Raw genomic sequence first — 21,584 nt, forward strand, 5'->3', positions numbered from 1 at the left:
AGCCTGGAACGATGCGGATCTACGCCGGTTCCGCTGGATAGCGAAAGGTGTGCTGTTCGGCTCGGTAATCGAGGTTCGAACCCTGCGCCGCAGGTTGTCGAGCAGCCGTGGACGGGTCGCCGGGCATCGTCCCGCTGGTCGTGTCACGAAGCCTTTTGTGGTGGGGCGGCAAGCTTCTGGCCTGCCTCGGGGGACCGAATACCCAGCTCGATGATCTTGCCATCCGCAGCGCTTCAGCCAACGAAGAGTTCAGGTAGCTCAATGTTGACTATGCGCTGTGAAGGAGGCGGGGTGGCAAACGCGATGACCTGCGAGGTGGCTGTCGTCGGTGCGGGGTTCGGCGGCATCGGGATGGGAGTCGGGTTGCGGCGGGCCGGGATCACCGATTTCGTGATCTTCGAGCGGGGTGGCGACGTGGGCGGGGTCTGGCGGGACAACACCTATCCGGGGTGCTCCTGTGATGTGCCGTCCCACTTGTATTCGTTTTCGTTCGCCCCTTACCGCAGCCGGCGCACCCGGTTTCCGCGCCAGTCGGAGATCCTGGAGTACCTGCGCCAGGTCGCCGCCGACCACGGCTTGGCGCCGCACCTGAGATTGAGCACCGGGATCAGCGAGGCCACCTATCTGGAAGACCAGGGCAGCTGGGAACTGACCACCTCCGATGGCCAGCGCGTGTTCGCCCGCGTGGTGATCTTCGCCGTCGGACAGTTGCACCGGCCGAACGTTCCCGACATCGCCGGACGGGCGGATTTCGCGGGACCGTCCTTCCATTCCGCGCGGTGGGACCACGGCCAGAACCTACGTGGGGTGGACGTGGCCGTGATCGGCACGGGCTCGAGCGCGGCACAGATGCTGCCGACCTTGGCCGCGACCGCCCGCCACGTCCGCGTCTTCCAGCGCACACCGCACTGGGTACTGCCCAAACCGTCGGCCGATTTCGGACCGCTCGCCCGAACGGCGCTGCGGCTGCCCGGCGCCCACCGTCTCTACCGCCGAGCCCTGTACTACGGTGCCGACGTCGTGCTCGCGCCGATCATGCGCCGGGGTTGGTCGGCGCGTCCCGCCCAATGGGCTGCCCGACGGTATCTGCACAGCCGGATCGAGGACCCACGGCTGCGCGCGAAACTCACACCCGACTATCCGCTCGGGGGCAAGCGCATCATCTTCGACAGCGACTACTACTCGACGCTGACCCGGGACAACGTCGAGCTGGTGACCGCCCCGATCGCCCGGATCACCCGCGACGGACTGCTCACCACCGACGGCGCGCACCATCGGGCCGACGTCATCATCTACGCCACCGGCTTCCGCGCCCCGGAATTCCTGGTTCCGATCACCGTGCGCGGACGCGGGGGAGTCCTCCTGCACGACCAATGGCGCTCGGGCGCGACAGCGCTGCTGGGGGTGGCGGTCCCCGGGTTTCCGAACGCCTTCCTGATCGCCGGCCCGAACAGCTTCAATCCCGCGGGAAGTAATCCGGGGATGAAAGAATGCCAGATCGACTACATCATTCGTTGCCTGCGCTGGCGTGACCGGATCGGCGCCGCCACGATCGAAGTCCGCGCGTCCGCGATGCGGACACACCAGGAGTGGATCGAGCGAGCTATCGCGAAGACGGTCTGGCCCGCCGTGGGACCGAGTTGGTACAAGCACGACAGTGGGCGCGTCACCAATCCGTGGCCTGCCTCGGCCCGCACGTTCTACCGCGCTATGCGGCGGCCGCCGTCCGAATCGTTCGGCACCGTTGCGTCCGATCCGGCCACGCCGGATCGGAAGCGCCCGAAACGAGTGAAGTGGACGAGGAATTCCGCGCCGTCGGTGCAATCCGAAGAACCGACGGTGATCCGCGCCGAATGAGCGGGCTCGGCCGAGCCGCGCTCGCACCACTACGTCGGTGTCCGTGTCGGCTCGGTCGCGTCACGGCTGGGCAGTGATCGGTTCGTAGAGCGCGATGTGCCAGACGGAACCGGGTGTCGGCCGTATGACGGCGCGGCGCTCGTGCGGTCCGGTGACCGGTTGCGCTACCTCGAAACCCCCGGTGCGCAACCGGTTGAGCGCGAGATCCAGATCGTCCACCTTGATCGCGAGGAACGGGGTGTCGTCGTCGCGGTCGGTGCCCGCGAGCATGACCCGGACGCCATTGCTGTCGAACTGGGCCCAGCGGTCGCCGTCCACCACGGTGGGCCCGGCGCCGAAGACGGCGGTCAGCAGTGCCACGGTGGTGGGCAGGTCGTCGGTGGGGTAGGCGGGGCCGATTCGCTGGATCGTCATCTGTGCTCCGTAACAGTGTGTGCGGGCTCGGTCAGGGACGGTAGGCGGCACGAATGGCCGAGTATGCGGCGGTGTTCGCCAGTACCGCCTCGGGCAGGGCGTCGGCCATGCTCATGAAGCCGTGGAACATCCCGTCGTATCGGTGGATCTCGGCCGCGACACCGGCTCGCCTCAGCCGCTGCCCGTAGTCTTCGCCCTCATCGCGCAGTGGATCGAATTCGGCGGTGACGATGTGCGCGGGCGGGAGTCCGGACAGGTCGGCGCCGAGCGGGTCGGCGTACGGGTCGGCGCCGTCGTTAGAGCCCAGGTATTGGCGCCAGTACCAGCGCAGGTGCGCGGCGGTGGTGAAATAGCCCTCGGCGTTCTCCCGGTAGGACGCGCTGTCGCAGGCCGGGTCGAGCATGGGATACAGCAGCAGCTGCCGGGCGATCTGGGGGCCGCGGCGATCTCGTGCCATCAACGCCGTCACGGCGGCGAGGTTGCCGCCGGCGCTGTCCCCCGCCACCACGAGGCGGGCTGGATCGCCGCCCAGCGAGCCGATGTGGTCGGCGACCCAGCACAGCGCCGCGTACGCGTCCTCGGCCGCCGCGGGAAACCGGTGTTCGGGCGCCTGCCGGTAGTCCACCGACACCACGACCGCGTCCGCTCCGACGGCCATGGCCCGGCAGAACCGGTCATGGCTGTCGAGGCCGCAGATCACGAACCCACCACCGTGGCAGAAGACCACCGTCGGAGCCGGCACCACGGCGGCGGCGGGCCGATAGATCCGGACCCGGACCTCGGGTGCGCCCGGTGGACCCGGGATGCGCCGCTCCCACACCTGGGCGACCGGGATCGGCTCCGCGGGCGGTGCGGCACGCGCGGCGAGCAGCCGCCGTGCCTCGGTGGCGTCGAGCACTTCGGTGCCCAACGCGGGAAACGCCGCGCTTGCGGCATCGACGACCACCTGCGCTTCGGGTGTCAGCGGCATCCGGCTCGCTCCTCCGCTAGTGCCGGGCGTCCGGTGGCAGGAACTTGCCCGCCGCCAAGCCGCCGTCGATCGTCACTTCGGCGCCGGTGATGTAGGCCGAGGCGTCGGAGGCCAGGAACGCGACCAGTTCGGCGACCTCTTCCGGTACGCCGGTGCGTTGCAGCGGCAAGGACGGGAAGCTGCCCGGCCCGGTGGTCAGGTACGGGACCATCGGCGTCGCGATCGGGCCGGGGTGCACCGAGTTGACCCGGATCGCGGCCGGGCCCAGCTCGAGCGCGGCGGTCTTGGTCAGGCCGCGCAGACCCCATTTCGAGGAGCCGTAGGCGGCGTGACCCATCAGCCCTTCCAGGCCCGCTTGCGAGGAGATGTTGACGATCGAGCCGCCGCCCGCCCGCGTCATCGGACCGACCGCTGCCCGGATGCCGCGGAACGCCCCGATCAGGTTGACGCGCAGAATGCGCTCGAATTCCTCCGGCGTGGTCTCGGCCAGCGGCTTCGCGGTGTAGATGGCGGCGTTGTTCACCAGGACATCCAGCTTGCCGAACGCCGAGACCGCCTCGGCCGCGGCGGCTTCCCAGTCCTCGCCGCTGCCGACGTCGTGCCGCACGAAACGTGCGGCGGCGCCGAGCGATTCGGCCAGCCGGGTGCCTTCTTCCTCCAGAACGTCGGTGATCACCACGCGGGCGCCGCGCTGCACGAACAGCCGCGCCTCGGCGGCGCCCTGTCCCCGGGCCGCGCCGGTGATCAGGGCGACCTTTCCACTCAGGTCAACCATGTCGAACTCCTCGTTGTCGTCGGCGATCGCCGAGATCAGCTGTTGCGGAAGTGGGGGATGACCTTCTCGCCCCAGTGCCGGATGGTTTCCAGGCAGGCCTCCTGCGGCACCGTGCCCATCTGGATCAAGCAGAGGATCTCGTCCGCGCCCGCGGCCTGCAGACGCTCGACGTAGGCGATGGCGTCCTCGGGGCTGCCGTATGCGTGGTCGGCGTTGAAGACCGAGGTGGCGCCGGTCTGCACCGGAATCTTGGCCTCGTGCAGGTAGGCGACGTGGTCGTCGGCGGCCTGCTTGATCGCGGCGAGTTCGTCGGCGTTCGGGTCGACGGCCTCGTCGGGCGCCGGGCCCGCGCCGTAGTAGTGCTTGATGGATTGCGCGAAGAAGCGCTGCCCGCGGGCGCCGATCCGCTGGGCCTTCTCCCGGTCGTCGAGAACGATGGTCGGGCACAGCGCCGCGAAATGATCGTTCACCACGGTCGACACGAAACGCTCACCCGTGCGCGCGGCGATCGCCTCGTCGTAGGTGCGCCGCAGTTCCGCGATCTCCTCCACGCCCGCGAAACCCAGCACCAGCGCGCCGATTCCGTAGTCGGCGGCCATCTTCAGCGTGTCCTTCTTGGTGCAGGCCATGAACAGCGGCGGATGGGGCAACTGCTCCGGCCGGGGCAGCAGTGAATGCGGCGAGACCCGCAACAGCTCGCCGTTGTACTCGAATTCGGCTTCCGGATCCTGCCACGCCTTGCCGATCATCCGCAGCGACTCCTCGACCTCCTGGTAGGTGCGCTCGGGGTCGACACCGCACATGGAGGTCTCCACCGGCGTCGCGCCGCGGCCCGCGCCGAGGTTGAGCCGTCCGCCGGACAGCACGTCGAGCATCGCGGCGCGTTCGGCCGCGCGCACCGGGTGGTTGAAGTTGAACGGCATGCACACCACCCCGTGCCCGATCCGGATCCGCTCGGTCTTGGCGGCCACCCAGGTCAGGAAGACCTCCGGGGCGCTCATGTGCGCGTACCACTTCAGCCCGTGGTGTTCGACCGCCCACACGGTGTCGAACCCCATCTCGTCGGCGAGCACCGCCTGCTCGACACAGTCGCGCAGCACCTGGTGCTCGTGCTCGCGCGACGGATCGGCCATCTGGGCTTCGAAGATCATCGAGAACTTCATCCGGTCTCCTTATCGAGCGCCCGATCGGGCGTTTTCGGGTTTCGTCGGGGTGTCTGGTCCCGGTGCGGGACAGCCGGCAGCGGTATGCCTAATCGAAATATGTCCGCCGGAACTTCTCAGGTCAGGCCCTAGTCCCGGTGGCCGGGACGCTGCGGTGCCGCGCCTCGATGGGCGACCTAGCGTCGGTGAGCAAGCGACGGTGAGAGGACGGAATTCGGTGGGACAACTCGACGGCAAGGTGGCGCTGGTCACCGGCGGGGCACGGGGGATGGGCGCCGAGCACGTGCGGCGGTTCGTGGCCGAGGGCGCGCGGGTGGTGTTCGGTGACCTGCTCGACCACGAGGGAACGGCGCTGGCCGCGGAACTGGGTTCGGCGGTGCGATACGTGCACCACGACGTGACCAGTGAAGCGGATTGGTCCGCGGCGGTGTCCGAGGCGGTCACCCACTACGGGCGGCTCGACGCGGTGGTCAACAACGCGGGCATCCTGCGGTTCGTCCCGATCGCCGAGATGGCCTTGGCGGACTTCACCACGGTCATGAACGTCAACGTGACCGGCACCTGGCTCGGCATCAAGACCGCCGCGCCCGCGCTCGCCGAAGCCGGAGGCGGATCGGTCGTGAACGTCTCCTCGGTGGAAGGGTTCGTCGGCGCGGCCGGTCTGTCCGCCTACAGCGCGAGCAAGTTCGCCATCCGCGGCATCACCAAGTCGGCCGCTCGCGAGCTGGGGCACCTGGGTATCCGGGTCAACTCGCTGCACCCCGGTGGCATCGCCACCCCCATGACCGCGGCGGTGTCCGGCGCCTCCGGCGTCGACGGCGACGGCTTCTTCGCGAGCCTGCCGATCCCGCGCTGGGGGCAGCCCGTCGAGGTCTCCCACGTGGCGGCGTTCCTGGCCTCGGACGCGGCCAGTTACTGCACCGGAGGCGAATTCGTCGTCGACGGCGGCATGCTGACCGGTTGCGGTTACTGACGGAAGCGACGCGATGACTCAGGAATTCGAATTCGATGTGGTGGTCGTCGGCTCCGGCGCCGCGGGCATGACGGCCGCTCTGACAGCCGCCTACCGCGGACTGTCGGTGACGCTGATCGAGAAGAGCAGATCCTTCGGCGGGTCCACGGCACGGTCGGGCGGTGGTATCTGGATCCCGAACAACCCGGTGTTGCGGCGCGAAGGCGTGCCCGACAGCCCGGAACTGGCCCGCACCTATCTGAAAGCGGTGGTGGGTGATCGGGTTCCGGAGGCCAAACAGCGGGCCTTCCTCGAACGCGGCCCCGAGATGATGCGTTACCTCGGCGCTCGCAGCCGATACTGGGAGTTCGTCTACGACCGCGGCTATTCCGACTATCACCCGGAGTTCCCCGGTGGTCTGGCCCAGGGGCGCAGCATCGAACCCGCGCCGCTGGACGGACGCTTGCTCGGCGGCGATCTGCACAAGATCAATCAGCCGACCATGTCGGGCCCCAAGGGAATCGCGTTCACCGTCAGCGACTTCCACGATCTGAACATGATCGCCCGTACCTGGGCCGGGAAGCGCACCGCGATCAGGGTCGGTATGCAGGCGGTGGGGAACAAGCTACGCGGACGGCTGCCGCTGAGCCTGGGCAAGGCGCTCGCGGCCCGGCTGTGGCTGTCGCTGCGTGACGCCGGGGTGCCGGTGTGGCTGAACACGCCGCTGACCGACCTGATCACGGAGGCGGACGCGGTGGTCGGTGTGCGCGCCGAGCACGACGGCACGCCGGTGGTGATCAAGGCGCGCCGCGGTGTGGTGCTGGCGGCGGGCGGTTTCGAGCACAACCTGCGGATGCGCGAGCAGTACATGAGCGGTCCACAGTCCACCGAGTGGACGGTGGGCGCCACCGAGAACGTGGGTGAAGGCATCGTCGCTGGTCAGAAGGCCGGTGGCGCGGTGGATCTGATGGGCGACGCCTGGTGGGGCCCGTCCGTGCGCAATCCCGACGGGCCGCCGTTCTTCTGCCTGGCCGAGCGCTCCCAGCCCGGCGGCATCATGGTCAACCACGCGGGCGAACGGTTCGTCAACGAATCGGCCCCGTACGTGAACGTGGTGCACAAGATGTACGAGCAGGAAGCGTCGGGCGTCGGGCACATTCCGGCGTATTTCATCATGGATCAGCGCTTCCGCGACCGGTACCTGTTCCTGGGGAACTTCCCCAAACGTCCGCTCCCGCAGAAGTACGCGGATGCAGGGATCATCGACCAGGCCGAGACCTTGGCCGAACTGGCGGCGAAGATCGGTGTGCCGCCCGCGGCGCTGACCGCGACGGTGGAGCGTTTCAACCGCTTCGCCCGCGCCGGTCGCGACGAGGACTTCCGGCGCGGCGATTCCGCCTACGACCGCTACTACGGCGACCCGACCGTGCGGCCGAATCCGTGTCTGGCCCCGATCGAGCAGGGCCCCTTCTACGCCGTGGAGATGGTGCCGGGCGATCTGGGCACCAAGGGCGGTCTGGTCACCGACGAGCACGCTCGCGTCCTCGATTCCGACGACCGGCCGATCCCCGGCCTGTACGCGGCGGGGAACAACTCCGCCTCGGTGATGGGCAACGACTACGCGGGTGCGGGCGCGACCATCGGTCCCGCCATGGTGTTCGGCTACATCGCGGCCGGTCACCTCGCCGACAACCAGTCCGGCGCGACCGCGCGGCACGCAGTGGAAGGAGAGCGTTGATGGGACGGATCGACGGTAAGAACGTCATTGTCACCGGCGGCGCACGGGGGATGGGCGCGGCCTTCACGCGGCGGCTGGTCGCCGAGGGCGCCCACGTGGTGATCACCGATGTGCTGGTGGACGAAGGCGTGACGCTGGCCGCCGAGCTGGGCGACGCCGCGACCTTCCTGCCGCTGGATGTCACCGACGAGTCGGCGTGGAACGACGTGATCGCCTACACCGAGCAGGTTTTCGGGCCGGTCTCCGGTCTGGTCAACAACGCGGGCATCGTGCACGTCGATCCGATCGAGAAGTTGTCGGAAGCCGACTTCCGCAAGGTGATCGACGTCAACCAGGTCGGGGTGTTCCTCGGCATGAAGGCGGTGCTGGGGTCGATGCGCCGGGCAGGCGGCGGCTCCATCGTGAACATCTCCTCGATCGGCGGCATCATCGCCTTCTCCAACATCCTCGGTTACACCGCGTCCAAATGGGCCGTGCGCGGTATGACCAAGACCGCCGCGCAGGAGTTCGCCGCCGACGACATCCGGGTCAACTCGGTGCATCCCGGTGTGGTGGCCACGGAGATGACCGCCGATTCCACGCGCTCGCAGGGCATGTCGGGCAATCAGCCGATGCGCAGGGCCGGGCGGCCGGAGGAACTGGCGAACCTGGTGCTGTTCCTGATCAGTGACGAGTCGAGCTTCAGCACCGGCTCGGAATTCGTCGCCGACGGCGGCTACACGTCCCTGTGACGACGTCCGGCAGGGCAACCCGGCGGATCGACCGCCGAGCGAGACAAGGAATTCAACCGTGAAGAACTTCGAGGGCGCAACCGCCGTGATCACCGGCGCGGGCGCGGGCATCGGCCGGGCACTGGCGATCGAACTCGCCCGCCGCGGCGCCCACCTGGCACTGTCGGGCCGCAACGTGGAGAACGTCGCCGAGACCGCCGCGCTGTGCGGCAAGGAGGGCGCGCAAGCCCGCGCCTACAAGCTGGATGTGGCCGACCGGGATGCGGTCTATCGCCACGCCGACGAGGTGGCCGAGGACTTCGGCCGGATCAATCTTGTCGTCAACAACGCCGGAGTCTCGCTCACCGCGAACGTGGAAGAACTCGGCTGGGCGGACTTCGAATGGATCGTCGGCATCAACTTCTGGGGCGTCGCCCACGGCACCAAGGCGTTCCTGCCCCACGTCATCGCCTCCGGTGACGGGCACATCGCGAACGTGTCGAGCATGTTCGGCCTGGCCGCGTGTCCCAGCCAGGGTGCCTACAGCGCAACGAAATTCGCCATCCGCGCCTTCACCGACGCGCTGCGGCAGGAGATGAACATCGCCGGTCACGCGGTGGGCGTCAGCAGCGTGCACCCCGGCATGATCAAGACCGAGATCGCCTGGAAAGCGCGCGCGGGCGGTGATCGCGATCGCGACGCCCTGGCCGCCAACTTCGACCGCCTGGCCAAGACGACCCCCGAGCACGCCGCCCGGGTCATCGTCAACGGCATCCGCAAGAACAAGGCGAAGATCTTGATCGGCACGGACGCCCACGTGATCGACTGGCTGCCCAGGATTTTCGGCGCGGGCTACCAGAAGATCCTCACCGCTCAGATGAAGAACGAAGTCGCCTGACAGTGCGTCCATCGCCGCGAAATGGTGTCGGGCGGTGAGTGATGGCGCCACACTGCGACGCCATCACTCAACCGTCCTCCTCGATCAGTAGCAGATATGCCGACTCCAGGTGCACGATGCACTCGTCCGGGTGGTGGAGGCGGTGGATGTGCCGAAGCTCGCGAGCGCGCTCGCGAGTCAGATCCAGCAGGTGCACCCGACACATGAATTCGGCGAGCATGCCGTCTGCTCGGACATAAGTTCTGTGATGCGGAGGATCTGGCGATGTCAAGGACACTCCTGCTTGGACGCGGAACAGAGGTCAGTCCCACAGTTCGGCGCACGGGAGTGTCGGTAGGTCGATACTCACGTCGTCGTCGACCGTGACAACGAGCTCTGGAAAGCTCCGTGCCAGTGCGTCCGCGACGCTCTGCGCTTGTTCGGCACCGGCCTGGTAGTCGAGGATCAGAGCACCGACCTCGATGTGGATATGGCGAATTCGCCGGGACGCGCGAAGGGGTGGCATGGCGGATCACTGCGGTTTGTCGACGGAAGGGACAACGCGCCCGTCTGCGGTCAGCGCTCGCAGCCCGGCGGCCTCGCGTCGACATTTCTCCGCTCGACAAGCTACGTGAAACTGCATGTCCGTGTGCGCCTGGTCGATCGTGAAGGGCTGTGCAGGTGTCGGATGAGCGCCGGGCGTAGTCATGATGGCGAGTTGGTGGATCGCGAGAGCCGCGTAGGGCATCGGGTGAGCGCTTTCTCTGCGGAACAACATGGATCGGGCGAGGGCGCCCGGCACCAAGGGCTTTCGCCACCTACCCCGGCTCACCGGGGCCGGTGCACCGTTCACGAGGTACGGCGTCTGCTTGGTACCGGGCACCGGAATAACCGTGCCTGCCAGCAGTTGCCGCGCACGACCGCGTAATGGTCGGGTAGCGTTGGCCTAGTGTGCGCGTTTTCCCAGTTCAGGTGGCGAATCGTAAGGTGGGGGAATGGTCAGAGGGCGGGCGTGGACCGGCTTTGAAGCGGTAGCGCTGCAAGAAGCTATGCGGCGATCGGTTCGGGACTTCGCCGCATTGCTAGGACTGGAGACGACAACCGTCAACAACTGGCGGACCGGCCTCGGTTCTGTCAGGCCGCGTTCGGGTACGCAGGCCATCTTGGACACCGCCCTCGCCCTCGAGGCGACACCGGAAGACCGGGCGCGATTCGAGCAGATCGTGGCTGAGGGAGAGGCGGCGTGGCGGAAGCGACACCAATCGCAGGCCTGCCGATCGGCGCGTGAAGTTGCGGTACTTGTAGACGACGCGGAGATCAGCGTTTCGCGTACCGAGGGCGGTGCGGCGAGCGGATCATCCCGCTCTGGTCAAGGTGCCAGTGAGAAGCTGATCGCTGTGCTCGCCCGCGTCCACAGACTGAGCCGGTCGATCGACCCCGAAATTCTCCAGCAGTTGCGAAGCAGCACGCTTCAGAGCATCGCCCGCTATGAGACGATAGATCCACTCGAGCTTGTTCCTGCACTCGAGAAGCAGCGCGTCTGGCTTGCGGAACTGATAGACGAGAGCGGGCAACCAAAGCAGCGGGGTGAACTATTCGAGATTGCGTGCAAAATATCGGGATTGCTCGGCTATACCGCGGTGGGCCGCGGGGATTTCCCCCTTGCGCGTGCCTATTGCCTGGAGACCTTTCACCTCGGTAACTATGCACAGGACAACGATCTCGTGGCATGGGCGCGCGGTATGCAGAGTTTCTGCGAATACTATGCGAGACAATATGATACAGCTCTCCGCTACGCACAAGATGGCCTCACCTATGCGGGAGTAGGTCCGCAAAGCGTGCGGCTCTTGACCAATGGCGTCGCACGGGCGATGGGTAAAATCGGTGATGTCAAGGGTGTGCAGCAGGCGGTAGATCAGGCCTACGAGCGCTTGTCGCATAATAATGCCCCGGCGGGGGCAGGCTCCAGCATATCGCTCGGAAGCTATAGCCCGGCGCAGGTCGCCGGGAACGCAGCCACCGCGTATCTCTCCTTGGCAATGCCGCAGAAGGTCGAACAGTACGTGGAGCTTGCGTTGCCCGAGATGACCTGCACGGATTCTCCGTGGGGTCGTTCACTGGTGATGTTCGACCTGGCGCGATCACAAATTCTCGCCGAAGACGCCGATTTGGATTCCGCTACAGCGATCATGCTCGACGCACTGGAAAGTTGCTCCGGCAATCCGATGATGCAAGTACGTCGCCGCTGCTCGGAGTTCGTGCACGACGCTGGTGCCAGGTGGGGCGAAACGGCGCAACTGCGTGCTGTACGGGAGGCGCTGGCGAGCTTGACGAGTCTCGATGAGCGACATGGATAACGCACACGGTCGAGAGCCGAGAGGGCAGTTGGGCTTGCTCGGCTACTACTGGTTCTTGACCTTCGAGCAATCTCCCGCACTTCGCGTATTAACTGAACAATGTCAGCGGCCGTTGGACGCCACTCGCTTCCGCCGAGTTCATTCAGGTGGTCTCCATCTCACACTGGACCGCATCGCACATGATGGAGGAACTGCACCGGAGCAGCTCCAACTAGTCGAATCGGCGGCGCGTCGCGCCTGCCGGGACGAGGCGCCGTTCACTTTGACGATCAGTGAGTTGACCAATCTTGGGGGTGCGATAGGGTTCGCGGTCTCGCCTGCCGAGCGTGTACGCCTCCTCCGCGACACACTGCGCACTGCGACACGGTCCGTCCTCCCGGATGCGCCAGTGAAAGATTCCCTGTCCGTACCTCATATAACGATCGCGTATCCACTCTTCGAGGGGCTCTCGGCGGAGTCTGATGCTGTCGCGATGGAATCGAAGGCGACGATCGAAGGGGTCGCTATGAAGGTTACAGAGGCGGTGATGGTGGCTTTGGAACGCCATGAGCACTCGTACTCGTGGACTATTGCGGCGGAAGTCCCGCTGACCGGTAGGTAGAACCTGCTGGCTACCGCACATTGATGAGGAGCACTGTGAGCAACGATGACGATCGCGGCGGCAAGGTCTTCCGCGAAGCCTGGATTTCCGGCGTCACCACCCACTATCCAGGTACGCCGAAGGACAGTTACATCACGCCCTGGGAGGACACGCCGGATTGGGAGCGCGCGAGTGCGGCGGCGGTCTACGGTCAGGTGGTCGACTTCATCGAACGCACACAGAACGCGGCGGCGCGCCTGAGTCCGGAGCTGAAGGGGCAGTTTGTCGCAATCTGCTGGATCGGGCAGATCTTGGCGCGGATACCGGATCCGAAGCCTGGCTATATCGCGCCCTGGGACCAGTTGCCCGAATGGCAGCAGAAGACCGATATCGGAATTTTCGAGGCAATCGAGCGCCGAGTGGAAGCCTCCGAGTCCCCCGCCGCCTTATAGGCATATCGAACGGGCATCCCCCGGTGGGTCTGAGCGGTTGCCGCGAAGTGCTCAGGATTGGGCCTCCTGTGAGCGCAGGACGCGTTTGAGGACCTTGCCACTGGTGTTTCGAGGTAGGGCCGCTACGACCTCGATCCGACGCGGGGTCTTGTATCCGGCGATACGGGTGCGGGCCCAGGCGACTATCTCTGTGGGCTCGATCTGGGAGATGCCGTTGGGGACGACGAAGGCGCGTCCTACTTCACCGAGGCGAGCGTCGGGGACGCCGACCACTGCGGCCTCGGCTATGTCGGGGTGCGCGAGGAGGATTCGCTCGATTTCGGCGGGATAGACATTGAAGCCGCCGACGGTGAACATGTCCGCTTTGCGGTCGGTGATCCGTAGGTAGCCGTCGGCGTCCAGGGTTCCGATGTCGCCGGTGTGCAACCAGCCACCTGAATCGATGACGGACGCTGTTGCTTCGGCGTCGTCGAGGTAGCCGTGCATCACGTGGGGACCATGAACCATGATTTCGCCGGGCGCACCGACCGGCACGGGCCGGCCGGAATCGTTCACGACGCGAACCCGTGTACCCGGCAAGGCTTTACCCACGGTTTCCGAAATGAGGTGTGCGGGTGCATCGGGTGAGCAGACCGTGGCGACGCCGGTCGATTCGGTCAGACCGTATCCGGTGAAGAGCTTTTCGATTCGCAGGTCGCGGCGGATGCGCTCCACCAACCCGTCCGGCACACGCGAACCACCCGTACCCGCCAGACGCAGCGAACGCAGATCATGGGCTGTGCGCCGATCGTGGGCGAGCAGGTCGTGGAAGACGGTCGGAGGCCCCGTCAGCACGGTGATCCGCTCGCGGTCGATGGCGCTGAATACCTGCTCCGGATCGAATCGGTCCATCGGCACCATGGTGGCGCCGCGTAGGAGGCACGCGACTATCCCCGCCTTGTAGCCGAAGGTCTGGGAGAACGGGTTGACCAGTAGATATCTGTCGTCGGCGGACAAAGTGACCGTGTCCGCCCAGCGGGTGAACGTCTCGATCGTCTGCCGATGGGTGGCGGGCACGCCTTTCGGCACACCCGTGGTGCCGGACGTGAACAGGATGTCGGATATCGATTCCGGGTCCACGGACGAACTCCGCGTCTCGGCGGCGGCGAGGGGTACTTCGCCGCCGAGGGCGAGGAACCGAGGCCACGAGAGGTCATCGGGCCTGGCCTCGGAGGTGCCGTCGAGTTGCACGATGGTCCGCAGCTCCGGCAACGCGCGTCCCGACTTCCGCAGCATCCCCGCGTAGTCGTTGCCGAGGAAATCGGTCACGGTGAGCAGCATGCTGCACCGACTGCGAGCGAGGATGTCGGCGGCCTCCGGACCGCGCAACCGCGTGTTGATCGGGACGAGCGTCGCGCCCGCACCGAGGACGCCGAGCGCGGCGATCACCCATCGCGCGGTGTTGGGCGCCCAGATCGCCACCCGGTCGCCGGGCGCCACCGATCGCGACAGCACCGCCTGCGTGACGCGCCGTGCCGCCACGGCGAGTTCGGCGTAAGTGAACTGCCCTCCCTGCCCTGTCACCGCGATCCGCGCGCCGTCGCGCCGTGCCCGATCGGCCAGCACCGCGGGAATCGTCGCGAGCCCATCTGCGCGCCGTCGATCCATGCCGCGATGGTGCCGCACCCGCCGCTCCATCCGGTCCGATCGCCGTCACATATCCCGCTGACCGGGAACGTCTTCGGCGCAGTGGCCGCACCCGCCACGGACGCCGGTTTCCCACGTCTCGATCCTGCTCAGCGGGACCACGGGTACGGCCGATGATGGACGGCACGGCAGGCTCGGACAGAGCTACAGGTGAGCGCGCCGCGGTTCGCGCCCGGTCGGGTGCACGAGGTCCGAATCGCGCCGAGGCGCGGAATGCGCAGTGATCGCAAAGGAGTGACATGACCGCCGGAGCAGAGCTAGCGGAGCGAAACGACGAGGCAGCGGGCGCGGCGCCGGTCGTCGAACTCGACGGCGCCTGCGCGCTGTCGCGGGAAAGCATCGGCGGGAAAGCGTGGAGCGTCAACCGCATGCGCGCGCTGGGTCTTCCGGTGCCGCCCGCCTTCGTGATCACCATCGAGGGCTGGGCCGACTTCTCGGCGCGCGGGGTGATCGGCGAGGACATCTGGCGGGCGGTCCGGGCCGGAATCGCGACCTTGGAGCGCGGCACCGGACGGGTCTTCGGGTCCGGCACCCGGCCGCTTCTGGTGTCGGTTCGTTCGGGCGCCGCGGTGAGCATGCCGGGCATGATGGACACGGTGCTGAACCTCGGCATGAACGAGGCGGTCGCGGCAGCGCTGGCGGCGGAGACCGGGAACCCGGACTACGCGGTCGACACCCGGGAAAGGTTTCGCACCCAGTACCGCGAAACCGTGCTGGGCGACCCGGCCGGTGCGGTGCCCGAGGATCCCTGGGAGCAGCTGCGAGCGGCCATCAGCGCGGTGTTCCGGTCCTGGGATTCGCCTCGCGCGCAGACGTATCGGCGCAATCGCGGCGTATCCGGAACCCTGGGCACCGCGGTGACGGTGCAAGCCATGGTCTTCGGCAATCTCGACGAGAAATCCGGCACCGGTGTGTTGTTCAGCCGCAACCCGAACACGGGTGAGCGCGCGATGTTCGGCGAATGGCTCGTCGGCGGGCAAGGTGAGGACGTGGTGTCCGGCCGGACCACGCCGCGGCCGCTCGACGAGCTGGCCATGCTGTTGCCGCAGGTGCACAGCCGGCTCGTCGCGGCGGCCGGCCTGCTGGAACGCGATGGCCGCGATATCCAGGACATCGAATTCACCGTCGAATCCGGCGCCCTGTGGCTGTTGCAGTCCCGCCCCGCCAAGCGCTCGGCGCGCGCGGCTGTGCGGGCCGCGGTGGCCATGACAGACGAGGGCCTGATCGGAGCGGAGGAAGCGCTGGCCAGGGTCACCGCCGATCAGGTGCGTGCCGTGCTGCGCCCGGCGAGCGGCGAGTACACGGGGACGCCGCTGGCGCGCGGCGAATCAGCCTGCCCCGGATTGGCGGCAGGTGTCGTCGTGAGCGATCCGCACGAGGCGGAGCGCCGCGCGGAGGCAGGCGAGGACGTGATTCTGGTGCGCCCGACCACCAGCCCCGACGACCTGCACGGCATGATCGCCGCCCGGGCGATCGTGACCGAACTGGGCGGTGTCACCTCGCACGCCGCGCTGGTCGGCCGCGAGATCGGCAGGCCGTGTGTGGTCGGCTGCGGTCCCGGGGTCGTCGCGGCGCTGACCGGTCAGGTGGTGACCGTGGACGGCGGCGCGGGCACGGTGTGGCCGGGTCGAGTCGAAGGCAAACCCGTCGACGGGAGCACCCTCGCGGACGTCGGCCGGTTGGCCGGCTGGGCGGGCACCGACATCGACGGGTTCGCGGCGTGGTTGGACGCGCGCACGGCCGACGCCTCGGCACAGGTAACCGTGGCACTCCCGCCTGCGGTGACGGAGGTCGCCGACCTCGATCTGCTGCGGCTGATCGGGATCAAAGGCCGAGCCGCCCACGACGCGCTCGCCGCAGGCACAGGCGCGTCGGCCGAGGCCGTCGCCGCCCGGTGCGAGGAGCTCGTGACCGCGGGTTGGTGCGCCGCGACGCCGATCGGTGTGCGTCTCACCCCCGAGGGCAGACAGCACCTCGACGGTTTGCTGGCGACGGAACGACGGGCGGTGGACCGCGCCGCGATCGCCTCGGTCTACGCCGAATTCTGTGCTTTCAACGGCACGCTGAAAGAGATCGTGACCGCGTGGCAGATGAAGGATCCGGCCACCGTCAACGACCACGCCGACGCCGAGTACGACGGCGCGGTCCTGACCCGGCTGACCGAACTGCACCGCGGCGTGCAACCGCTACTGCGGCGGATCGGCGATGTCGCACCGCGGCTGGCACGGTATTCCGGCCGGTTCACGCACGCGATCGAGCGGATCGCGGCCGGCGACCACTCCTGGGTCGCCCGGCCCGTGCTGGACAGCTACCACACCGTGTGGTTCGAGCTGCACGAGGACCTGATCGGACTGTGCGGCCTGAGCCGCGCCGACGAGGCGGCGGCCGGCCGTGCCCACTGACCTCGCGGGCGAATCCACCGTGCCCGGTGACCGGTGGGTGGAATTCGCCCAGATCGACAACGTGCGCGACCTGGGCGGGCTACCCGTGCAAGGCGGCGGCACCACCCGTTTCGGGGTGGTCTACCGCTCCAGCACGCCGCAGAACCTCACCGAAGCCGATATGGCGAAACTGCTCGGCCCGATCGGTCTGCGCACGCTGATCGATCTGCGGCTGCCCGACGAAGTCGAGCGCGAGGGCTACGGACTGCTGGCCACCGCCGACCTGCGGCGGGTCTGCCTGCCGGTGCGCAAGTCGCCGCAATCCTCGCTGGCGGCAAGGGATCTGGTGCCGGACTCCAGCCGGGTCGATCTGGTGGACCTGTACGACAAGCTGCTGGCGGGCAGCGCCGACTCCATCGTCGCGGCCGTGCGGCTGGTCGTCGACGCGGGCCGTCACTCGGTGCTGTTCCATTGTGCCGCGGGCAAGGACCGCACCGGCCTGCTCGCGGCGGTGCTCCTGGACGCGGTCGGCGTGCCGCCGGAGGCCATCGCGGCGGACTACGCGCTGACCGGTGAACGCATGCACCGGGTCCGCGACCGGCTCGACGCGCTCCCGTCCTACGCGGGACTGCCCCCGGTCAGCACCGGCATTCTCGGCGTCGAGGCCGAGGTGATGCGACGTTTCCTGGCGAACCTGTCCGCCGACCACGGCGGTGCCGCCCAATGGTTGCTGACCAGCGGGTTGACCACGGTGGAGTTGGCGCGACTGCGCGAGGTGCTGATCGCGCCGGAATAGGGGCGTGGGGACGGAGAGCGGCCGTCATCGCGCCCGGCTGGAACAGCCGGGTGATATGGCGGTCCGCCGGCTCGGTGGCGACAGCGTCGCCGGAACCGAGCCGCGAACTCGCCCCGCGCTCGGCGGTCAACGCATCTTCGGCGCCGGAATCGCGAAGGAAATCAATGAAGCTGGACTTCTGGCGCTGCCCCGGGTCTTCGGCGAGCACCCGGTCGAAGGCCGCTGGGCGGGGCAAGCACAACGCGGTGAGGGACGCGACTCGTTCGGCGGGTCGAGCGGCGGGCACCCGACGACCGCATCTCGCGCGCTTCAGTGGAGGCAACCGCACTCGCATGCCATCGGCGGTTCGAGTCGCGAGCATCGGTGCGGCCGGTGACCGAGCTCGTGTCCCGGCACCACTGAGCGGGCCGGGGGACCCACGATCCACCCGACCCGCCGACGTCCGTGACTACCGCGACAGCAGCTTGGATTTCAGCGCCTCCAGCGTCGGACCGTCCACGCCGAGCCCCTCGGAGACGAACCGGTCGAACGAACCGAAGGACGCGCCGGCCTGGTCGAACGCGGCATCGAGGAAGTCGCGCTGCACGCCGAGGATCGGATCGAACAGCGCGGGATCGGTGACCAGTCCCTTGGCCACCAGTCCGTCCATCAGCGCCTTGTTACCCGCGGCGAGGTTGTCGTTCGACTCCAGATAATCCTTGTACACCTGGCCCTTCGGGACGCCGAGCGCCGTCATCAGGATCGCGGTCATCCAGCCGGTACGGTCCTTGCCCGCGGTGCAGTGGAACAGCACCGGCCCGGTGGCGTTCGCGATATCGCGGATGGCTGCGCCGAACCGGCCGCGCGCCGTGGCGTCGCTGACCAGCCAGCGGTAGTAGTCGCGCATGATGCCCGCGGCCTTGCCGTCGCCGAACATCTCTTGCTGCACGGCCGGGCCGCCCTGTACCGCCTTGCCGACCATCAGGTAGAAGTCGTTGCCCGGGTCGTACACCGGACGCGCGAGGGCGGGAATCGACGCGGGAAGCTTGTCGGGATTGGCCCCCGACTCGGCCGGACTGCGGAAATCGATCACCGCGGTGATGCCCGCGGCCACCAGCTTCTGCTGGTCGGCGGCGGTGAGCTTGTCCAGGGCTTCGGTGCGGAAGACGACGCCGGTCCGTAGTTTGCCGTTGCCCTGGGTGGGATAGTCGCCGATGTCCCTGGCATTCGGCGCCGCCGATAGCTGCATGGAACGGTCGTGCACGGTGTGCACGAGTGCGGGGCCCGCGAATGCGGTGGTGGTGGACGGGAATACGGCGATCAGTGCGGCGGCGACACCGGTCATCGCCCCGCGAACAGCACGCGAAATCGTCACTGGATCATTCCTTCCATAGGGTCGCGGCCCGGCGGCGCCGAACCGGCAAGGGGCCGGGGTGCGCGCCCCCGGCCCCGGCTCATGCGTCGGCGAGCAGGGTGACCGTGCCGGCCGACCCGTCCACGCGCACGCGCTGGCCGTCGGCGAGGGCCGCGCTGGCGGTCTTGGTGTCGACGACGCAGGGGATGCCGAATTCCCGGGCCACGATGGCGGCGTGCGAAGCGGATCCGCCGATGTCGGTGACCACCGCGGCCGCGTAGGCGAACATCGCGGTGTGCCCGGTGTCGGTGACCGACGCGACCAGGATGTCGCCCGGTTCGATGTCGTCGTCGAGGGACAGCACGCGTTTCACGGTGCCCTCCACGACGCCGGAGGACACTCCGATGCCGGTCAGGCTTTCCCCGGGCGCCAAAGCGTCCGCATCCGAGAGCGGTTCCCAATCGCCCGCGATCACGTCCGGCATCCGGATGCCCTGTAGCCAGGTGAGTTCAGCCCGCCGCCGTGCTACGCGCTCGGTCAGATCGGCAGGCGCCCAGAGAATTTCGTCGAGGGTGAGGAAGCAGGCGTCCTCGGCCCGCTGTAGCCGCCCTTCCCGGATCAGCCGGCCCGCCCGCTCGCGCACGGCGAGGCGCAGGCAGTGGGTGTACCGGACGACGGCGTCGCGGACGCGTTCGCGCGCCATCGTCGCTCCCGCCGCCATCCGCGCGGTGCGGCTCGGGGACGAGTCGACCGGTTCCCGCTTGGGCGCGGGCAGCGCGGCCGCTCGGGCCGCGGCGGTGACCAGCAGTTCGGGCCGGTCGCCGAAAGTCGGGTTGATCAGCTCGCATTCGCCCGGGCCGCGATGCCCGATCCGGTGCAGTTCCTCGTCCAGCGCGGCGGAGAACGCCGGGGAGATCGCCCGCGCCGCGGCGACATCGCCCGAATGCGCCGCGTCCTGCAACGCGGTGTCGGCCCGGCACAGCGCGGCGAGCCGTTCCACGGCGAGCATGGTCCTGGCCGACTCCAACCGCTCGAGGTCGATGGGCACGTCCGCCGATTCCTTGCCACGGGAGTGGATGGCCGTCGCCGCGCCGGTCATCATCACGCCGATGGACGCCGCCGCCCACGAGTGGTTCAGCCGGTCCCGCCACAGCAGGGCCCGAGCGTGCAGTTGCTCGTCGGTGAGCTCGCGGATCGCCGCGGCGCTCAACGTCTCCTGGTGCGCGGCGGCGTTGATACCGTCGGTGGTCTCCCGATAACGCAGCGCCGTGCGCAGCACCCGGCCCGCGGCGCGCCAGGTGGCGCGGGTACTGGCGAAACCGGTCGGGGTGGGTGGTTTGCCGTGCGGGGTCAGCGAGATCTCGGCCGGGATGTTGCCGTAGACGTCGCGACGGATGCTCCGCTCGTCCCAGCCCGGCATGTTCTCCGCGGCCAGCACCCCGATGGAGGCGTTGATGTAGATGTGGTGCCCGAGCACGGTGGTGACCCGGCTGGTCCAGTGCTCCAGCGCGATGCCCTCCAGTGCGATCATCCGGCCCATCGCCGCGTTGGCCAGCCGGATCGCGCCCGCCTGCAGATCAACGGTCAGCGGCGTGAGCGGGCCGGGCAGCGCCTCGGAGGTATTCGTCGCGGTGTGCACCGGATAGGCCGGGTCGACGCGATCGTCGAATTCGCCTTCGAGACCTTCCGGCGCCACCGACACCAGGGCGTGGCCGTCCGACGTGGCCGCGCGGGTAGGCACCAGATAGCCGGGCAGCGGGATCGCGCCGGTGCGAGCTACGAGTTCGCCGCCGTCGACCTTGCGGCCGCCCAGTCCGCGAACGATATCCGCCGCCACTTCCGATGCGGTCCACCCGCAGCGGAATCCCCACTCGTCGCGCGCTGCCGTCGAATCCACCTGCGGTACGGGCCGCGCGCGCGACTTCCGCCGCAGCCGCCGTGTTCCCGCCGCTGCACGGAGGCGGCGCGCGTCCTCGGCGGAAACCACGCCGGGCGCGGCCAGCTCCACCACGCCGGTACGTCCCGATCCCACGGCCAGTACCAGGAAGCGTTCGAAGTCGTCGGTGTGCAGCACCTGGAATCCGCCCGCCGGGCGGGAACCCAGCAGCCGCAGCAGGTTTCGCCCGCTCGCGCCCTCGACGCGCCTGCCCGCGATCGGGGCGGTGCGCACGATCAGCGCCTGTGCCCCGCTGGATCGCACCGCATCCTCGGTGACCGCATTCGATCCCGCGCCTACGGGAACCACGATTCGCGCCCCCGCCGCTCGGGCCGCTCGCGCGATCGCGGCGAGCGAACCGCCCAGGTATACCACCGCCGCACAGTCGGCGACGGCCTGCGCGCAGATCGCCGGCCCCTCCGGGTCACCGGTGATCACCTCGACCCGAGGATCGACGTACCGGTGGCGCTCGCGATCAAGCCCGACCACGTCGTGGCCCGCGGCCAGCAGCATGCGCGCCACCGCGCGACCGGTCGGATCGGAAACTCCGGTGACCAGGACCCGCATGAATTCTTCCTCCTCGCTGGCGCCCACGCAGACGTGACGC

The 21,584-nt window shown here is 68.3% G+C and carries 19 protein-coding genes; 10 read left to right on the plus strand and 9 right to left on the minus strand.

From position 1 onward, the window contains the following. Positions 1-291: 291 nt before the first annotated feature. A complete protein-coding gene (locus NG1_RS07280) occupies positions 292-1,857 on the plus strand; it encodes a flavin-containing monooxygenase (protein ID WP_245659815.1) in 1,566 nt (521 codons plus the stop codon). 60 nt (positions 1,858-1,917) lie between these two features. On the opposite strand, the gene NG1_RS07285 is transcribed toward NG1_RS07280, so the two are convergent. Genes NG1_RS07285 through NG1_RS07300 form a run of 4 tightly spaced genes read right to left on the minus strand, consistent with a single transcriptional unit; the run spans position 1,918 to position 5,179 of the window. Then, complete coding sequence (locus NG1_RS07285; protein ID WP_063910271.1) at positions 1,918-2,271, minus strand: VOC family protein; 354 nt, start codon at positions 2,269-2,271, stop codon at positions 1,918-1,920. Positions 2,272-2,302: 31 nt separating this feature from the next. Then, positions 2,303-3,241: a LipP1 family hormone-sensitive lipase gene (gene lipP1 / locus NG1_RS07290; protein ID WP_062969242.1), complete on the minus strand. Its 939-nt coding sequence runs from the start codon at positions 3,239-3,241 to the stop codon at positions 2,303-2,305. A gap of 16 nt (positions 3,242-3,257) precedes the next feature. Further along, positions 3,258-4,016: a glucose 1-dehydrogenase gene (locus tag NG1_RS07295; RefSeq protein WP_062969245.1), complete on the minus strand. Its 759-nt coding sequence runs from the start codon at positions 4,014-4,016 to the stop codon at positions 3,258-3,260. A gap of 35 nt (positions 4,017-4,051) precedes the next feature. Next, on the minus strand, positions 4,052-5,179 hold the full coding sequence (locus tag NG1_RS07300; protein ID WP_062969247.1) for an LLM class flavin-dependent oxidoreductase: 1,128 nt from the start codon (positions 5,177-5,179) through the stop codon (positions 4,052-4,054). 217 nt (positions 5,180-5,396) lie between these two features. Here NG1_RS07300 and NG1_RS07305 point away from each other — a divergent pair, with 217 nt between their 5' ends. Genes NG1_RS07305 through NG1_RS07320 form a run of 4 tightly spaced genes read left to right on the plus strand, consistent with a single transcriptional unit; the run spans position 5,397 to position 9,477 of the window. Beyond that, positions 5,397-6,152 (plus strand): glucose 1-dehydrogenase, encoded by a 756-nt coding sequence (locus NG1_RS07305; protein ID WP_062969248.1) that lies wholly within the window; start codon positions 5,397-5,399, stop codon positions 6,150-6,152. A 13-nt stretch (positions 6,153-6,165) separates the two neighbouring features. Then, positions 6,166-7,869 (plus strand): 3-oxosteroid 1-dehydrogenase, encoded by a 1,704-nt coding sequence (kstD, locus tag NG1_RS07310; RefSeq protein WP_062969250.1) that lies wholly within the window; start codon positions 6,166-6,168, stop codon positions 7,867-7,869. Next, positions 7,869-8,600 carry a glucose 1-dehydrogenase gene (locus NG1_RS07315; protein WP_062969252.1) on the plus strand — a complete coding sequence of 244 codons (732 nt, stop codon included), beginning with the start codon at positions 7,869-7,871 and terminating at the stop codon, positions 8,598-8,600. The genes kstD and NG1_RS07315 overlap by 1 nt, the downstream gene beginning before the upstream one ends. Positions 8,601-8,658: 58 nt before the next feature. Next, on the plus strand, positions 8,659-9,477 hold the full coding sequence (locus NG1_RS07320; RefSeq protein WP_062969259.1) for an SDR family NAD(P)-dependent oxidoreductase: 819 nt from the start codon (positions 8,659-8,661) through the stop codon (positions 9,475-9,477). 67 nt (positions 9,478-9,544) lie between these two features. On the opposite strand, the gene NG1_RS37365 is transcribed toward NG1_RS07320, so the two are convergent. Next, on the minus strand, positions 9,545-9,697 hold the full coding sequence (locus tag NG1_RS37365; protein ID WP_245659816.1) for a hypothetical protein: 153 nt from the start codon (positions 9,695-9,697) through the stop codon (positions 9,545-9,547). A gap of 81 nt (positions 9,698-9,778) precedes the next feature. Next, complete coding sequence (locus tag NG1_RS07330; RefSeq protein WP_062969262.1) at positions 9,779-9,982, minus strand: hypothetical protein; 204 nt, start codon at positions 9,980-9,982, stop codon at positions 9,779-9,781. A 469-nt stretch (positions 9,983-10,451) separates the two neighbouring features. Between NG1_RS07330 and NG1_RS07335 the strand changes: the two genes are divergently transcribed. The 3 genes from NG1_RS07335 to NG1_RS07340 are packed head-to-tail and all read left to right on the plus strand — an operon-like array spanning position 10,452 to position 12,845. Further along, complete coding sequence (locus NG1_RS07335) at positions 10,452-11,813, plus strand: NsdA family TPR-like regulatory protein (RefSeq protein WP_062969264.1); 1,362 nt, start codon at positions 10,452-10,454, stop codon at positions 11,811-11,813. After that, positions 11,797-12,414, plus strand: coding sequence for a 2'-5' RNA ligase family protein (locus NG1_RS36425; RefSeq protein ID WP_157113893.1), 618 nt, complete (start codon positions 11,797-11,799; stop codon positions 12,412-12,414). The genes NG1_RS07335 and NG1_RS36425 overlap by 17 nt, the downstream gene beginning before the upstream one ends. A gap of 35 nt (positions 12,415-12,449) precedes the next feature. Beyond that, positions 12,450-12,845, plus strand: a complete 396-nt coding sequence (locus NG1_RS07340) for a hypothetical protein (RefSeq protein WP_245659817.1) — start codon at positions 12,450-12,452, stop codon at positions 12,843-12,845. A gap of 51 nt (positions 12,846-12,896) precedes the next feature. On the opposite strand, the gene NG1_RS07345 is transcribed toward NG1_RS07340, so the two are convergent. Beyond that, the gene (locus NG1_RS07345; protein ID WP_062969344.1) at positions 12,897-14,492 is read right to left on the minus strand and encodes a FadD3 family acyl-CoA ligase; all 1,596 of its coding nucleotides are present in this window, start codon (positions 14,490-14,492) and stop codon (positions 12,897-12,899) included. A gap of 278 nt (positions 14,493-14,770) precedes the next feature. Here NG1_RS07345 and NG1_RS37720 point away from each other — a divergent pair, with 278 nt between their 5' ends. Both NG1_RS37720 and NG1_RS07355 read left to right on the plus strand, forming a co-directional pair. Further along, complete coding sequence (locus NG1_RS37720) at positions 14,771-16,933, plus strand: pyruvate, phosphate dikinase (protein ID WP_062969268.1); 2,163 nt, start codon at positions 14,771-14,773, stop codon at positions 16,931-16,933. Continuing rightward, positions 16,923-17,708, plus strand: coding sequence for a tyrosine-protein phosphatase (locus tag NG1_RS07355; RefSeq protein WP_062969270.1), 786 nt, complete (start codon positions 16,923-16,925; stop codon positions 17,706-17,708). The genes NG1_RS37720 and NG1_RS07355 overlap by 11 nt, the downstream gene beginning before the upstream one ends. A gap of 448 nt (positions 17,709-18,156) precedes the next feature. Here the strand turns inward: NG1_RS07355 and NG1_RS07365 are convergent, their stop codons facing one another. Next, on the minus strand, positions 18,157-19,062 hold the full coding sequence (locus NG1_RS07365) for a tyrosine-protein phosphatase (RefSeq protein ID WP_063910272.1): 906 nt from the start codon (positions 19,060-19,062) through the stop codon (positions 18,157-18,159). A 79-nt stretch (positions 19,063-19,141) separates the two neighbouring features. Next, positions 19,142-21,544 carry a PEP-utilizing enzyme gene (locus tag NG1_RS07370; protein ID WP_168434162.1) on the minus strand — a complete coding sequence of 801 codons (2,403 nt, stop codon included), beginning with the start codon at positions 21,542-21,544 and terminating at the stop codon, positions 19,142-19,144. Positions 21,545-21,584 lie beyond the last annotated feature (40 nt).

Origin of the sequence: Nocardia gamkensis NBRC 108242, from assembly GCF_001612985.1 — a bacterium.
Taxonomy (GTDB): domain Bacteria; phylum Actinomycetota; class Actinomycetes; order Mycobacteriales; family Mycobacteriaceae; genus Nocardia; species Nocardia gamkensis.

Bases quoted from the DNA above. Each gene is read 5' to 3' on its own strand.
- NG1_RS07285 (WP_063910271.1), bottom strand. From the start codon at position 2,271: ATGACGATCCAGCGAATCGGCCCCGCCTACCCCACCGACGACCTGCCC.
- lipP1 (WP_062969242.1), bottom strand. From the start codon at position 3,241: ATGCCGCTGACACCCGAAGCGCAGGTGGTCGTCGATGCCGCAAGCGCG.
- NG1_RS07295 (WP_062969245.1), bottom strand. From the start codon at position 4,016: ATGGTTGACCTGAGTGGAAAGGTCGCCCTGATCACCGGCGCGGCCCGG.
- NG1_RS07300 (WP_062969247.1), bottom strand. From the start codon at position 5,179: ATGAAGTTCTCGATGATCTTCGAAGCCCAGATGGCCGATCCGTCGCGC.
- kstD (WP_062969250.1), top strand. From the start codon at position 6,166: ATGACTCAGGAATTCGAATTCGATGTGGTGGTCGTCGGCTCCGGCGCC.
- NG1_RS07315 (WP_062969252.1), top strand. From the start codon at position 7,869: ATGGGACGGATCGACGGTAAGAACGTCATTGTCACCGGCGGCGCACGG.
- NG1_RS37365 (WP_245659816.1), bottom strand. From the start codon at position 9,697: ATGCTCGCCGAATTCATGTGTCGGGTGCACCTGCTGGATCTGACTCGC.
- NG1_RS07330 (WP_062969262.1), bottom strand. From the start codon at position 9,982: ATGCCACCCCTTCGCGCGTCCCGGCGAATTCGCCATATCCACATCGAG.
- NG1_RS07335 (WP_062969264.1), top strand. From the start codon at position 10,452: ATGGTCAGAGGGCGGGCGTGGACCGGCTTTGAAGCGGTAGCGCTGCAA.
- NG1_RS36425 (WP_157113893.1), top strand. From the start codon at position 11,797: ATGAGCGACATGGATAACGCACACGGTCGAGAGCCGAGAGGGCAGTTG.
- NG1_RS07345 (WP_062969344.1), bottom strand. From the start codon at position 14,492: ATGGATCGACGGCGCGCAGATGGGCTCGCGACGATTCCCGCGGTGCTG.
- NG1_RS37720 (WP_062969268.1), top strand. From the start codon at position 14,771: ATGACCGCCGGAGCAGAGCTAGCGGAGCGAAACGACGAGGCAGCGGGC.
- NG1_RS07370 (WP_168434162.1), bottom strand. From the start codon at position 21,544: ATGCGGGTCCTGGTCACCGGAGTTTCCGATCCGACCGGTCGCGCGGTG.